We start from the raw sequence: 13,851 nt of genomic DNA on the forward strand, positions 1-13,851 counted from the left end.
GAACTTAATTGCACGCTTAGCGCCTATTTTTACTGACTTTCAGCGGTTACAAAACATTATTAAAAATAAAAGTTGTTGAAATATGTAACATGTTCGTATTTAATTAGCCGTGAAAGCGCTTACATTTTTAGATTAATGTTAATTAATCTTCAGGTCAACTCTTTAATACTGCGCCTTAGCAGGGTTTGTATTAATTACTTACTGAAGATCAATTTATAATAATAAATTGCGGAGAGCACATGGCTAGTTCAGCACCACTGACATCACACACACAGTCGCAAAACCACCAAGATAAAAACTATGGTTTTGCACTTACATCTTTAACTTCACTATTTTTTATGTGGGGTTTTATTACCTGCTTAAATGATATTTTGATTCCGCATTTAAAAGCGGTTTTCGATTTAACTTATGTTCAAGCAATGCTTGTGCAGTTTTGCTTTTTTGGCGCTTACTTTTTAATGTCACTCCCTAGTGGATACATTGTTAAAAAGCTTGGTTATAAAAAAGGAATCGTGGTTGGGCTTTTAATTGCGGCAGTAGGGTGTATATTATTTTACCCAGCAGCGTCTTTACATAGTTACCCTGTATTTTTATTCGCTTTATTTGTACTTGCCAGCGGCATAACGTTATTGCAAGTATCTGCTAATCCTTACGTAAGTTTGTTGGGCTCGCCAAAAACTGCGTCGTCTCGACTTACGCTTACCCAAGCTTTTAATGCATTAGGTACCACTGTTGCGCCATCATTTGGTGCTCTATTAATTCTAGACTCAGCGTCAGAAGCCTTTTTAACACCGGCTCAAAATGCAGAGTCAGTTCAACTTCCTTACCTCCTTTTAGCTGCAATGCTTATTTTACTAGCCGGTATTTTTGCTTGGCTTAAATTACCAGACATTATGAGCGAGCAAAAAGCAGAAGCCGAAAAATCAGAGGCAATTGAAGGCAGTGCTTGGCAGTATCGCCATCTTGTATTAGGTGCTGTGGGTATATTTATGTATGTAGGCGCCGAAGTGGCAATTGGTAGCTTTTTAGTAAGCTTTTTAGCACAAGAAAATATAGCAGGGCTAAAAGAGAATGTTGCAGCTCATTACATCACTTATTATTTTGGTGGTGCTATGGTTGGGCGTTTTATTGGTGCTGCTGTAATGCAAAAACTACCAGCAGGTAAAGTACTTGGCTTTAACGCAACCATGGCTATTATTTTAGTCATTATTGCCATGAGCACGTCGGGGCAATTAGCAATGTGGTCAATCCTATTGGTTGGTTTATTCAATTCTATTATGTTCCCAACTATTTTTAGTTTAGCGTTAAATGGACTTGGTAAGCATACCGCTCAAGGCTCTGGTATTTTGTGTTTGGCGATTGTAGGTGGTGCAATAGTGCCACTTTTACAAGGTGCGCTTGCTGATAGTGTGGGTGTTCAACTTTCGTATCTTTTACCTATTTTATGTTACATATTTATTGTTTTTTACGGCCTACGAGGCAGCAAACCAGTATTAGTGAAGGAGCCATCATAATGAAAACGACTTTTAAACTTAATGCATTAGCAATTGCAACGTTAGTAGGAAGTGTTACTGCACTAAGCGGATGTACTAACGAAAGCAATGTTGAAAAAGTAAATGTTGAAGCGCAATCTAAGCTTGAGAAAATTTGGCCAAAGCTTTCAATTGCAGTGAAAAAAGACCCTGCTATTGAAGCTCAAATTCTCACGTTTTTAGAAAATATGACGCTTGAGCAAAAAGTAGCGCAAATGATTCAACCAGAAATTCGTGATATTACCGTTGAAGACATGCGCAAATATGGTTTTGGCTCTTATCTTAATGGCGGTGGTGCTTTTCCTAATGGCGATAAGCATGCAACGCCAGAGGATTGGGTTGCACTTGCAGAAAAAATGTATCAAGCATCTATTGATGACTCAGTGGACGGCAGCAAAATTCCAACTATGTGGGGCACCGATGCAGTACATGGTCATAATAACGTAATTGGCGCGACACTTTTTCCACATAACATTGGTTTAGGCGCGGCTAATAACCCAGATTTAATAGAGCAAATAGCGTCTATTACCGCAGTAGAAGTAATGGCTACGGGGATAGATTGGGTATTTGCACCCACTGTAGCAGTAGTACGAGACGACCGTTGGGGCAGAACGTACGAAGGCTATTCTGAAGATCCAAAAATTGTTCACGATTACTCAGCAGCGATTGTAAATGGATTGCAAGGTAAAGCCGATGGCGACTTTTTAAGTGATAAGCGCGTTATTAGCACGGTTAAGCACTTTATTGGCGATGGCGGCACCGTTGATGGGGATGATCAGGGAAATAATATAGACAGCGAGCAATCGCTATTTGATATTCATGCTCAAGGTTACGTAGGTGGTTTGTCGGCGGGTAGTCAATCTGTTATGGCATCTTTTAATAGCTGGAATGGCGTTAAAAATCACGGCAATAAATACTTACTTACAGATGTATTAAAAACACGTATGGGTTTTGATGGTTTTGTAGTGGGAGATTGGAACGGCCATGGTCAAATTAAAGGCTGTACTAACGAAAGCTGCCCAGAAGCGGTAAATGCTGGCCTTGATATTTTTATGGTGCCAACAGGCGCGTGGAAGCCGCTATATGAAAATACAATTGCACAAGTAAATGCAGGTAAAATAAGTATGAGCCGCATTGATGATGCGGTTGCACGTATTTTACGCGTTAAGTTACGCGCTGGGTTATTTGATAAACCAAGTCCAGCTAAGCGTCTGTACTCGGGTAAAACAGAGCTTATTGGCGCGCAAGCGCATCGCGAAGTAGCACGTCAAGCTGTGCGCGAATCACTTGTGTTACTCAAAAATAAAAATAACCTATTACCTATTGCAGCTAATCAACGCGTACTTGTTGCAGGTGATGGTGCCGATAACATAGGCAAACAGTCTGGTGGTTGGAGTATTACGTGGCAGGGGACTAATAATAAAAATGCAGATTTCCCAGGAGCAACGTCAATTTACAAAGGGCTTGAAGAGCAAATATCTGCAGCAGGTGGAAGTGTTACTTTAAGTGCTGATGGTACGTTTGAACAACGTCCTGATGTTGCCATTGTTGTATTTGGTGAAGAACCTTACGCAGAAGGGCACGGCGATAAAGATAACCTTGAGTTTGAGCGCGGAAATAAAAAGTCATTAGCACTTTTAAGCTCGTTAAAAGAGCAAGGTATCCCTGTTGTATCTGTGTTTATTTCAGGTCGACCTATGTGGGTGAACAGCGAACTTAACGCATCTGATGCGTTTGTAGCTGCATGGTTACCTGGTACAGAAGGTGCGGGTATTGCTGATGTTTTATTAAAAGCGGCAGACGGCACCATCCAAAATAACTTTAAAGGTAAACTATCGTTTTCTTGGCCTAAATCGGCGGTACAAACTGCGGTTAATAAAGGCGATGAAAATTACGATCCATTACTTCCTTATGGTTTTGGTTTAACGTATGGCGATAAAAACGTGCTAGCTGACGACCTTGATGAAGACTCTAAACTTGATAACTCAGGGCTTACTAGTATGGATATACTTGTAGGTGCACCTGTAGCACCATGGCGCTTATTGTTAAAATCGGGCGATGAGCTTTTAGATGTATCGAGTAGTACCCATGAATTTGGTGCAATTAAATACCGTACTGAGGACAAAACAGTACAAGAAGACGCGCGCCAATTTAACTTCAGCGGTGCAGAAAAAGCCAGTGCTGAAATAGTAACAAGCTTTGCAGAAGATACCATTGCCTACGTCGAAGCAAACAGTGTGATTAGCTTTGATATTAAATTAAACGAGGCACTAACGAGCGATGTAGCCCTTGCTATGACTTGTTCTGGTGAGTGTGGTGCAAGCATTGATTTAGCAAACGTAGTTGATAAAACTATTGAAAATAAATGGCAGTCAGTATCAATCGATTTAGGTTGTTTTGCTGATAAGGGTGTTAATTTTGCAAGCCTAACAAGCCCATTTAGCTTACACAGCAATGGTAAAGCATCAATTTCTGTAGCTAATATTCAGTTTGTACCAAATAAAGCGGACGAGGCTACGCTGTCTTGTAAGTAGTTTATTAACTCTATTGTGTGTATACCAAAGCCCTTCTAATGAAGGGCTTTTTTTATGGATAGATGTTAGCTAGATAAAATATGGTAGTTTAAATATAGTTGTTTTTAATGCGCTTATAAGTCACTTAAAAGCAATTAACTTTTCGTGAGTAAGTTTTTTTCATCAAAGGTTACTACTTTGTCTCGGCCAGTTTCTTTAGCTAAGTAAAGGCGTTTATCGGCATAAGCGAGCAGTTCTTTTATAGTTGCATTCCCATTAATTGCATTACTTACCCCAGCGCTTACGGAAAGTTTTATATGCTGATTTTCATGATAAAAAGCTTGAGTGCTTATATTCTTTCTTAATAGCTCAGCATCACTTTTTGCTGCACCAAGGGTGTAATCAGGTAGTAAAATGGCAAATTCTTCTCCGCCAATTCTGGCACTAATACCTACATTTAAAAATTGCTCTTTAATAAAGTGAGATATCCACTTAATTGCGTGGTCGCCCGCTTCGTGACCAAACTGATCGTTTACACGTTTAAAAAAATCAATATCGAGCAAAATAACAGACACATTTTTGTCTATATTTTTAGGATCACTTAGTGCTTCTTTACTTTTTGTAAAAAAGCCACGGCGATTAAGTAATTGGCTTAAAGTATCGGTGTTAGCAAGGCTTGAAAGTGTATGCTCTGTATTAGAAGCCAGCAGGTATGGCAATATTAGTGCGCTACAAGTGGCCAAAATTAAATGACTACTTAAGATAAGTTGCAGTGGCTCTATGTAGTTTGGCGAATTAATACTAAAAATAGATATTGCCAATAGTGTTGTTTGTATGAGCATTAAAATGCTGTGAATTGAAAAACAAACTATCAGCGCTTTTTTTTGCAAAGTGGCTACAAAGTTCATCTGCTTAATAATATATGCGGAATATAGGTATAAAACCGAAATAATTAAGCTTGTCAGCATTTGCCCTGCAGGGTCTGAATATATGGGTAATAAAGCAACCCCCGTTAATCCAAGGAGACAATAAAGAGGTTTTAAGTTTAGTGCCTTACTGTGCTTATATTTATTTAACCCAATAATAATTAATAATGGACTTAGTAATATAAAAATATCAGCCAAATAGTGTGTAATAAAAGGCGCGTCTATTACTAACTTTAAACAGGCAAGTAACTCGGCAAATGCAAAGGTAATGCATGCTAGGCCAAATAATAAAAATGATGTTTGTTTTTTAAAGTTATGTACGGATAAAAAAAACAAGCCTATTAATACGTTAAGAATAAAAGAGAGACTGATCACAGTAGGCAGGTGTAGCATTTAAGATTCTCTTTTATTAAAGATAGGCGTGGTTGGTGTGGAAAACTTGCTGATTATTATGTATTAATGTTTAAAGGTCAATATGGGTAAAAAGTAGTAATCTACCCATATATCTAATTTGAAAGGGATTTTAACTGAACGAATATTAACGCCCGCTAAACCAAGCTCTCTAAAGCCGATTTTATATCAGGATGATGAAAACGATAATTGTTAACGAGTGCCTTTTTAGGGATTACAAATTGCCCCGTTGTTAGTAAGTCTGACATTTCACCCATTAATAGTTTAAGTACTGGGGTTGGCATAGTGATAAATGCAGGTCGAGAGAGCGCCTCGCCTAAGCTTTTACTAAATTGAGCATTGCTTACAGGGTTGGGTGCTGTTGCGTTAACAGGGCCTGATATTTCTGGGTGTTTAATAATAAAGAGTATTAGCTGAATCATATCGTCGATGTGTATCCACGACATGCCTTGCTCGCCATTACCAATCGGGCCACCCAGGCATAATTTAAAAGCAGGTAACATTTTTCCAAGTGCACCTCCTTTTTTAGCTAAAACAATACCCGTTCGCAAAAGGCATACTCTGGTTTGTTCTGATTGGGCGAGTAGTGCTGCATTTTCCCAGTCTTTACAAAGCTGGTGGCTAAATTCATCGTGTGGGCGTTCAAAAGTTTCATCAATAGGATTACTATTTTGTCGACCATAAAAACCAATTGCACTGCCAGATATAAAAGTATGCGGGGGTATACTACAGGCTTTAATAGCTTCACTAATTTGCTGTGTAATATCAATACGACTGTTTCGTATTATTTGCTTTTGTTTGTCGCTCCAGCGTTTATTTACAATCGGCTCGCCAGCGAGATTAATAACGATATCAACAGTGTTAAAGTCAACATCACTAATGTCACTTACGGCTTTAACTTTGTGGCCTAATAATACGTTTGCTTTAGTTGGATTGCGGCTAAGTACAGTAACAGTATTATGATGAAGTAAAAAAGGGCATAAGTGCTTACCAATTAATCCGGTCGCGCCAGTTATAAATATATGCATTATTCATCCTTACAATAAAATAGAAGCAAGTGATTAAAAAACATACTCACTAGCAAACAGCTTTGCAAATTTATACGTAAAACAGGCTTTTATGATCACTTCGTAATTATTTCATTTAATTACCTTTTGCCTTACACTGGGACGATATAGTTAATAAAAGGATTAATAAATTGGCAAGTTTAACTGGAGTAAATAAAAGCTTAATAGTTTTTGCTTCCTTAGTAGTGGTCCTCGCTGGAATAAAAGCCGCGAGTGTAATTATTATTCCGTTTATTTTGGCGGCATTTATTGCCATTATTTGTAACCCGCTTATCAAGTTTTTTGCGCGCTACAAAATTCCTAAAGGCATTGCAGTTATGTTGGTCGTGCTGATTATAGTTGGCTTAGGGGTAAGCCTTGGCGGGCTTGTAGGGCAATCTATCAACGACTTTTCTCAGCAGCTTCCTGAGTATAAAACACAACTTAAAGAAGAGTTTGTATGGCTGGTCGATTTAGCATCTCAATACAACATACTGATCAATAAAGATCAGTTAATTAATATGTTCGACCCTGGCAAAATGGTTGATGTGGCCACTAATATGCTCACTGGGTTAGGTGGCGTAATGGCAAACATGTTTTTAATTATTTTAACGGTTGTTTTTATGCTGTTTGAAGGGCCAATGCTGAGCAAGAAAATACATATGGCACTTGAAGACCCTGATAGTAAAATGAAGCAAATTGACCGCTTTTTAGAATCTATTAATTCATACTTGGCAATTAAAACGCTAGTAAGTTTAGGGACGGGTATTATTGCTGCGTTTTACTTATGGATTTTAGACGTTGACTACTTTGTGCTTTGGGGCGTGTTGGCATTTATGTTCAATTACATTCCAAATATAGGTTCAATTATTGCGGCTGTACCAGCTGTATTACTTGCCCTTATTACTCAAGGCCCATTAGTGGCAGGACTTGTTGCTGCAGGATATTTAACAATAAATACGGTAATGGGTAATATTGTAGAGCCTAAATTTTTGGGTAAAGGGCTGGGTCTTTCAACGTTAGTGGTGTTTTTATCATTAATATTTTGGGGCTGGTTATTAGGTACTGTGGGTATGCTTTTATCTGTACCATTAACAATGATTGTAAAAATAGCCCTAGAAGCCAGTGCAGAAGGCAAGTGGGTTGCCACTTTATTGGGCAGTGGTGAAGACGTTACTAAAAATAACTAACATTTATAACCATCAAGGGCTGTAAAATTAAAACCCTTGATGGTTAAGTTATCAATAAATACAGGGCTATTAATTAATAAACGATTTAATAGCGTCATCCACTGCGTATATTGCGCCTTCTAAATATCCTGCTTCTTGTTTTGCAAACTCACTCGCTACAAAATGAATATTGAGGTTACTTAATTGCTCTTCCAAGTTTGAAAAATCAAATTCTGGGTGCTGTGAAGGCTGAGTTTGATCGTCTTTATTAGCTACAAATTTATCCTCTGCCCAGTCTTTAATAAAGTATCCGGTTGCCTTTTCAGCATCCTTACCATAAAAGTAGCTGAGCTGTTGGGCACAGGCTTGAATTAATTGCTCTTGAGTTACTTGGTTTCGTGATAAGTAGGGCACACCTATAAAGCCAAATAATGCGGCGTAATTACTATCCTCAGCACTGGCATCGTGAATCTCGACCATAGGGCCTACGCGGCTAAAGCTTTGCCCAGATAAGTTTTTATCACGCCAAAATGCATGTTTAAAAGTAGCTATAAACTTGGCTTGTCCTGCCATCCATGTAGGTACGCTGCTAAGGCGGTTTATGAGTGTTGGAGTCGCCCATAGTTCAGGTGTTAAATGCGTTGTAACCATACGAGGAGGAATTGCTGAAATTAATTTGCCAGTAGTAAAGTGCTTTATATTGCCTAAGTGATTAACCGTAATTAGCCAGTTATTATCACCTTTTTTAAGCACAGTGACATGATGTTCTAATAATATTGAATCAGGATTAAGCTGCTCATATAAGGCAGTTATTAAGGTATTCATGCTGTGTTTGAGTCTAAATAGTTGCATATCTCCAGCACCTGCAATTTGTTGAGGTTGTTTGAAGTTAGGTGCTTGATATAACACATCACCTTTATGGTATTGCTCAAATATACTTAAGTTGAGTGACTTTATTAGCGCTTGAATTTTTGGTTGGTGGGGAAATATCCACGTAGGACCCAAATCAAAACTAACATCGTTATTTATTGGTGATTGCGCGGCAAAAATTCGGCCACCTAATTGCGATTTAGCTTCTAATAATAAGTACTCAATATTAAGTAGTTGTAATTTATACGCACTGTATAAACCAGCAAGTCCGCCACCTATAATAATTACTGGTTTGGTCATCTGTTTATCCATTAGTTTTTAGCAATCTACTAGTAGGTAGTTTGTTTTGGTATGAATAAATTGTCAAGTAAGCTATAGGGAGTGAGTAAAGAAACGTAACTAGTTTAGTGTGTTTAAGTTACGTCAAAATGGGTGTTTTAGTGATTCTGTAAATTGATTTATAAGCTCAATTTCACACAGTTTATAGCTAATGGCTGCGGTTGTCGCATTAGGAAGTTTTATTAAGTAACGCCATTGGCAGGCGCTCTCAAGGTACTTTTCATTATTTTTAATGCTGCGCATAAATAACGGCAGCACTTGCGTATTGCCTGTGCTTTCTTGTGACTTAGTTAGCTCATATTTACGCTTTTGTATCCAACTGCCTTGTGCTTGTTTTGCTTTATCAATTTGGCTATCTAGGCATTGAATATATCGCTTAGCTTCATCGGTTGTTGCTTTAGCGGCTAAAGTACATGCTTCATCTGCAAAGCTGTATTGGCTTGAAGCTAATAACACAATGGCAGTTAGTTTTAATAAATAGTTACTTTTTGTCATTGTAATTAAACTCTAAAATAAATTGAGCGCCGCCTAAGTTATCAGCTTCTGTAATGGTAAGTGTACCGCGATAGGACTTAACCAAGTCAGATACAATTGCCATCCCTACGCCGTGTCCGCTTTCGTATGTATCCAGACGAGTACCCCGTGTAAGTAGAGATTCACGTTTGTCCTCTGGCACGCCAGGACCATCATCGCTAATTCCAATACATAAAGTTTTGCTTTGAATAACTTGTATTGCTACTTGTGAGCGACACGCTTTACAGGCGTTATCAATCAAGTTACCGAGTAATTCCATTAAATCTGTTTGATCGCCTAAAAAATAATCTTTTTCGGTTACAGTGCAGCTAAAAATAATATCTTTATCACGATATACTTTTGCCATAGCACTGAGTATTGAATCGAGTACTGGCTTAATAGGGGTTTGTTTTTTCCACGTGTCTGATGCGCCCGTTGCAGCACGTTTTAATTGGTGCTCGATCATCACATTAATGCGGTCGAGTTGTTCTTGTGCATCGGCATCGTTTGCCAATGGACTTGATTTTAATACAGCAAGCGGCGTTTTGAGTGCATGAGCAAGATCGCTCAATGAGGCTCTGTAGCGTTCTTTTTGGCGTTGTTGCGACTCAAGTAGCAAGTTTAGATCTGCTTTTATTGTTTGCAGCTCTACTGGGTAGAGGCCTTTAATTTCTTGAATATCGCCTGATTCAATCGCTTTTATTTCTTTATCGAGTCGTTGGAGTGGGCGAGCGCTCCAAATGAAACCAATCGCCATCAGGCCTGCGATTGCAATCCCCATGATAAACATCCAATCTACAAGGGTTTGCTTAAAGCCATCCATTAAACGAAGTAGAGCGTCGTTACGTTTAACTAATATAAAGCGAGCTTGTTCTGATTGATCTATGTTGTTTAAAATTACAGTCAGGCTAAGTTGCCAATAAGCGGTGTTATTATACTCCACGCGCCTAAAGTCGGCAGCACCTGCTTTGGTCTCTATTTGCTGAGGTACATAGTTTAAGTTTACAGCCGATTCTGAGTTCCAAACCGGGTCATCATCGCGGTAGATCATTGCGTAGGTATCAGAATTTAATCTGTTTAACTCAGGCGCTAAAATAGTGCTGGGCATAATAATACCATGCTCAGTAAAATCGACTTCAGATATTAGCGAGTAGAGTTGTGCTTCGAGGGTTTTTTCTGTCGCATCAACAAGTGAAGCGTAATACGCCTTACCAATTGAATAAAATAAGATAGGAAGTGCGACTAACAAAACAAAGACAAGGATAAATCCTTGCCTTATTTTTAACGATATTTGCGGTATTACCACTGGCTTTTAAGCCTGTAACCACGCCCACGTAGTGTTTCTACTGGGTTTAGTACGCCTTCAGGGTCAAGCTTTTTACGCAAACGTAGTACAAATACTTCAATTACGTTTGAATCAAGGTCGAAATCTTGGTCGTAAATGTGCTCAGTCAGTTCTGATTTAGAAATTACTTTTTGCGGATTTACCATTAAGTATTCAAGTACTTTATATTCGTAAGCTGTCAGGCTAAGTTCTTTGTCATCAACCCATACTTGTTGTGAACGTGTATGGATTTTAATTGGACCTGCAGTCATTTCTGGATTTGCTTTACCAGCACTGCGACGAATTAATGCATTACAACGGGCAATAAGCTCTTCAACATGAAATGGCTTAGTAAGGTAGTCATCGGCACCTGCATCTAAACCTTCTACTTTATCTTGCCAGCGATCGCGCGCGGTTAAGATTAAAATAGGGATTGTAATGCCTTGTGCTCGTGCTTTATTAATTAGCTCAATACCGTCTATTTTAGGTAAACCTAAATCAACTACGGCCATATCAAGCGGGTATTCTGTAATGTGGAAAAGACCTGCTTCACCATCGTGGCATAAATCCACGCTGTAACGTTCTTTTTCTAAGGCATTACGTAGGTTATCTGCTAAATGTAAATCGTCTTCTATAACTAAAATTCGCATTTTTAATCCTTTTTCACTTCGCCGGTTTTTTTATTAATATGTAAATCAACGACGTGGCCGTCAGATTTGAGTATTCGTACGGTATAAAAATCTGTTTTTTCGGTAATTTTTAAGGTCTTACCGCCAATTGTTTTCTTTGCGAGTATTACGGCTTTCTTTTTGTCCACCTCAGCATGAGATGCTTGGGTGGCGGTTGCTGCTTGACTAAAGTTAGCTAAGCTAACACAAGCAATAAAACCGAGGCTTAATAATACGCGCATAATGGAAAACTCCTAGACCAGACTCACTTAGTTTAATTAACTAAGTTACTAAAATTCAAGTAAAAACGGTAAATTCGTTTTTATCCTGATAATTTTAATTAAAAACCTGTGAACAAACCCTGAATTACAGTGCAACGCACGCTCTAGGGTTTAATACTTTTTAAGCAGGAAATACCTTTTTAAAAGGTTTAACAATTGTATTTTCATAGATGCCAGCGGCAACGTAAGGGTCTGCTGCTGCCCACTCTCGAGCTGCTTCAATTGATTCAAATTCAGCAACCACTAATGAACCGGTAAAACCTGCTTCTTGAGGATCTTCACTATCGACTGCCGGTAATGGACCGGCGGTAAGTAGACGGTTTTGTGAATCAAGCTCACTAAGGCGTGCTAAATGTGCCGGGCGTGCTGCTTTTCTAAGCTCTAAGCTGTTTTCAACGTCTGTTGAGTGAATCATGTACAACATAAGGAATCTCATAAAAATTGTTAAATTTGATTAACGCAATACTACCACAGCGTTGAAAATTGGTGAATTAAAAGCGTATTTACACAGGTTTACACTTCGATTTTATTTTTAAGCTGTAATTGCTTGAAAATCTCTGTGTAACACTGGTAGAGTCGCTGAAATATACAAAATAATAAAAAGGTTTTATGCATGAGCGAAAATAGAGAACGATTTAGTTCCCGCCTTGGATTCATAATGGCAGCGGCCGGTTCAGCTGTTGGTATTGGTAATTTAGTTGGTTTTCCGGTTTCTGCTACTAAAAATGGTGGTGGCGCATTCTTATTAATTTACGCTTTATTTGTCATATTCATTTGTTTACCAGTCATGATGGCTGAAATGGCAATGGGTCGTAACGCTCAAAAAGATCCACTTGGTTCGTACAAACTATTATCTAATAACGATAAAAAATGGAAGTTAGCTGGTTTTTTTGCGGTGCTTACACCATTTATGATTGCTGTATTTTATATGGTGATTACGGTTTGGATCTTTGGTTATTTAACGCAAACAGGCCTCGGTAATTTAGATTTACTTGCAGATCCTGGCCACTTTGGTGTTTTTATTAATAGTTACACTGTGTTTGGTTATATGGCTGTTGTGGTTATTATGGTGAACTTAATTTTGTTAGGTGGTGTTAAACAAGGCATAGAAAAAGCCGCCAAATTTTTAATGCCCGCTTTATTAGTTATGCTACTAGCTCTAGTTACTTATGTATTAACGCTTGATAACGCAATGGCCGGTGTTAAATACTATATTATTCCTGATTTTTCTAAAATGAATGCAAGTGTCTTAAATGGCGCATTAAGCCAAGCGTTTTTCTCGCTATCTTTGGGCATGGGTATCTTAATGACTTACGCATCGTATATTTCTAAAAAGGATGACATTGTCAGTAGCGCTAAAATGGTTGCTATTACTGACTCACTCGTTGCGTTTGTAGCGGGGCTAATGGTGTTGCCAGCGATATTTAGCTTTGACCCAAATACAGACCCATCAGCACTTTCTGACTCGTCCGTATCAATGATTTTTGTATACCTACCTAAAATATTATTAGCACTGCAAAATGATATTGGCTATGTAGGTGCGTCTATTGTTGCGTTCTCATTCTTTTTATTGGTATTTTTTGCAGCGATTACTTCACTTGTTTCAATAGTGGAGGTACCGACAGCAACACTAAGCGACCGTAAAGGTATTAGCCGTAAAAAAGCACTGGGCATCCTTACACTTTCAACCGGTGTACTTACTATTTTATGTACAATGTCGTTTGGTATGATTGACAGCCTTACATCTTTCACCAGTTATGGCGGCGTTAGTAAGAGCTTTTTTGATATTATTGTTGATGTATTTTACGACACAATTTTACCGCTTAATGGCTTAATGGTGTGTTTGTTTGTAATGTACCGCTGGAAAAAAGCACGCTTAACACAAGAGCTAAGCTTAGGTTCGCCTAATTATGCGGGAAGCTTGATGGAAAAGTACGTTAACTTTTCACTTTCAACGTTTATTCCTGTCATTCTAGCTGTAATATTTATAAATACAGTGGCGACTAAGTTTTTTGATTTAAAAATATTTGGTTTTTAATAGGCCTCTTTAAAAGCTTATTGAATAATATAATGCCGCTCAGTTAAGCTTAGCGGCATTTTTTATAGGCGTTTTTTACAGGTATCTGGTCTAACTATTATACCAACCTGCATAAATCTTTGATCAATTTAACGAATTAAATTGCACTATAACGTCGTTAAAAATTTTTTATTTAGAACAACTAGATACAAAAATTTTTGCCTAGTTCTAGCGTAATTTTC

The 13,851-nt window shown here is 38.3% G+C and carries 12 protein-coding genes; 4 read left to right on the forward strand and 8 right to left on the reverse strand.

Annotated elements, in window-relative coordinates:
* Nucleotides 1–239: 239 nt before the first annotated feature.
* Together H5092_RS13835 and H5092_RS13840 are read left to right on the forward strand one after the other, a co-directional pair.
* Nucleotides 240–1,514: a sugar MFS transporter gene (locus tag H5092_RS13835; RefSeq protein WP_182733737.1), complete on the forward strand. Its 1,275-nt coding sequence runs from the start codon at nucleotides 240–242 to the stop codon at nucleotides 1,512–1,514.
* Nucleotides 1,514–4,066 (forward strand): exo 1,3/1,4-beta-D-glucan glucohydrolase, encoded by a 2,553-nt coding sequence (locus tag H5092_RS13840; RefSeq protein ID WP_182733738.1) that lies wholly within the window; start codon nucleotides 1,514–1,516, stop codon nucleotides 4,064–4,066. Before H5092_RS13835 ends, H5092_RS13840 begins: the two co-directional genes overlap by 1 nt.
* 134 nt (nucleotides 4,067–4,200) lie before the next feature.
* On the opposite strand, the gene H5092_RS13845 is transcribed toward H5092_RS13840, so the two are convergent.
* Together H5092_RS13845 and H5092_RS13850 are read right to left on the reverse strand one after the other, a co-directional pair.
* The gene (locus H5092_RS13845; RefSeq protein ID WP_182692543.1) at nucleotides 4,201–5,364 is read right to left on the reverse strand and encodes a GGDEF domain-containing protein; all 1,164 of its coding nucleotides are present in this window, start codon (nucleotides 5,362–5,364) and stop codon (nucleotides 4,201–4,203) included.
* Nucleotides 5,365–5,519: 155 nt separating this feature from the next.
* Complete coding sequence (locus H5092_RS13850) at nucleotides 5,520–6,410, reverse strand: TIGR01777 family oxidoreductase (RefSeq protein ID WP_182733739.1); 891 nt, start codon at nucleotides 6,408–6,410, stop codon at nucleotides 5,520–5,522.
* 170 nt (nucleotides 6,411–6,580) lie between these two features.
* Here H5092_RS13850 and H5092_RS13855 point away from each other — a divergent pair, with 170 nt between their 5' ends.
* Complete coding sequence (locus H5092_RS13855) at nucleotides 6,581–7,618, forward strand: AI-2E family transporter (RefSeq protein ID WP_024595420.1); 1,038 nt, start codon at nucleotides 6,581–6,583, stop codon at nucleotides 7,616–7,618.
* A 69-nt stretch (nucleotides 7,619–7,687) separates the two neighbouring features.
* On the opposite strand, the gene H5092_RS13860 is transcribed toward H5092_RS13855, so the two are convergent.
* From H5092_RS13860 to H5092_RS13885, 6 genes are all read right to left on the reverse strand, one after another.
* Nucleotides 7,688–8,767 carry an FAD-dependent oxidoreductase gene (locus tag H5092_RS13860; protein WP_182733740.1) on the reverse strand — a complete coding sequence of 360 codons (1,080 nt, stop codon included), beginning with the start codon at nucleotides 8,765–8,767 and terminating at the stop codon, nucleotides 7,688–7,690.
* A 123-nt stretch (nucleotides 8,768–8,890) separates the two neighbouring features.
* Nucleotides 8,891–9,301 (reverse strand): hypothetical protein, encoded by a 411-nt coding sequence (locus tag H5092_RS13865; protein ID WP_024595418.1) that lies wholly within the window; start codon nucleotides 9,299–9,301, stop codon nucleotides 8,891–8,893.
* The gene (locus tag H5092_RS13870; protein ID WP_024606453.1) at nucleotides 9,288–10,625 is read right to left on the reverse strand and encodes an ATP-binding protein; all 1,338 of its coding nucleotides are present in this window, start codon (nucleotides 10,623–10,625) and stop codon (nucleotides 9,288–9,290) included. Before H5092_RS13870 ends, H5092_RS13865 begins: the two co-directional genes overlap by 14 nt.
* On the reverse strand, nucleotides 10,619–11,293 hold the full coding sequence (locus tag H5092_RS13875; protein ID WP_007375447.1) for a response regulator transcription factor: 675 nt from the start codon (nucleotides 11,291–11,293) through the stop codon (nucleotides 10,619–10,621). The genes H5092_RS13870 and H5092_RS13875 overlap by 7 nt, the downstream gene beginning before the upstream one ends.
* A gap of 2 nt (nucleotides 11,294–11,295) precedes the next feature.
* Entirely contained in the window at nucleotides 11,296–11,553 is a 258-nt protein-coding gene (locus H5092_RS13880) for a PepSY domain-containing protein (protein WP_024594903.1), read from the reverse strand.
* Between the two features lie 160 nt (nucleotides 11,554–11,713).
* Nucleotides 11,714–12,016 carry a YciI family protein gene (locus H5092_RS13885; RefSeq protein ID WP_024599115.1) on the reverse strand — a complete coding sequence of 101 codons (303 nt, stop codon included), beginning with the start codon at nucleotides 12,014–12,016 and terminating at the stop codon, nucleotides 11,714–11,716.
* Nucleotides 12,017–12,205: 189 nt separating this feature from the next.
* On the opposite strand from H5092_RS13885, the gene H5092_RS13890 reads away from it, so the two are divergent.
* Nucleotides 12,206–13,630, forward strand: a complete 1,425-nt coding sequence (locus H5092_RS13890) for a sodium-dependent transporter (protein ID WP_024606454.1) — start codon at nucleotides 12,206–12,208, stop codon at nucleotides 13,628–13,630.
* Nucleotides 13,631–13,851 lie beyond the last annotated feature (221 nt).

It is taken from the genome of Pseudoalteromonas sp. SR41-7 (genome assembly GCF_014163935.1).
Taxonomy (GTDB): Bacteria; Pseudomonadota; Gammaproteobacteria; order Enterobacterales; family Alteromonadaceae; genus Pseudoalteromonas; species Pseudoalteromonas distincta.

Coding starts and splice junctions, on each gene's coding strand:
- H5092_RS13835 (WP_182733737.1), top strand. CDS start 240: ATGGCTAGTTCAGCACCACTGACATCACACACACAGTCGCAAAACCAC.
- H5092_RS13840 (WP_182733738.1), top strand. CDS start 1,514: ATGAAAACGACTTTTAAACTTAATGCATTAGCAATTGCAACGTTAGTA.
- H5092_RS13845 (WP_182692543.1), bottom strand. CDS start 5,364: ATGCTACACCTGCCTACTGTGATCAGTCTCTCTTTTATTCTTAACGTA.
- H5092_RS13850 (WP_182733739.1), bottom strand. CDS start 6,410: ATGCATATATTTATAACTGGCGCGACCGGATTAATTGGTAAGCACTTA.
- H5092_RS13860 (WP_182733740.1), bottom strand. CDS start 8,767: ATGACCAAACCAGTAATTATTATAGGTGGCGGACTTGCTGGTTTATAC.
- H5092_RS13865 (WP_024595418.1), bottom strand. CDS start 9,301: ATGACAAAAAGTAACTATTTATTAAAACTAACTGCCATTGTGTTATTA.
- H5092_RS13875 (WP_007375447.1), bottom strand. CDS start 11,293: ATGCGAATTTTAGTTATAGAAGACGATTTACATTTAGCAGATAACCTA.
- H5092_RS13880 (WP_024594903.1), bottom strand. CDS start 11,553: ATGCGCGTATTATTAAGCCTCGGTTTTATTGCTTGTGTTAGCTTAGCT.
- H5092_RS13885 (WP_024599115.1), bottom strand. CDS start 12,016: ATGTTGTACATGATTCACTCAACAGACGTTGAAAACAGCTTAGAGCTT.
- H5092_RS13890 (WP_024606454.1), top strand. CDS start 12,206: ATGAGCGAAAATAGAGAACGATTTAGTTCCCGCCTTGGATTCATAATG.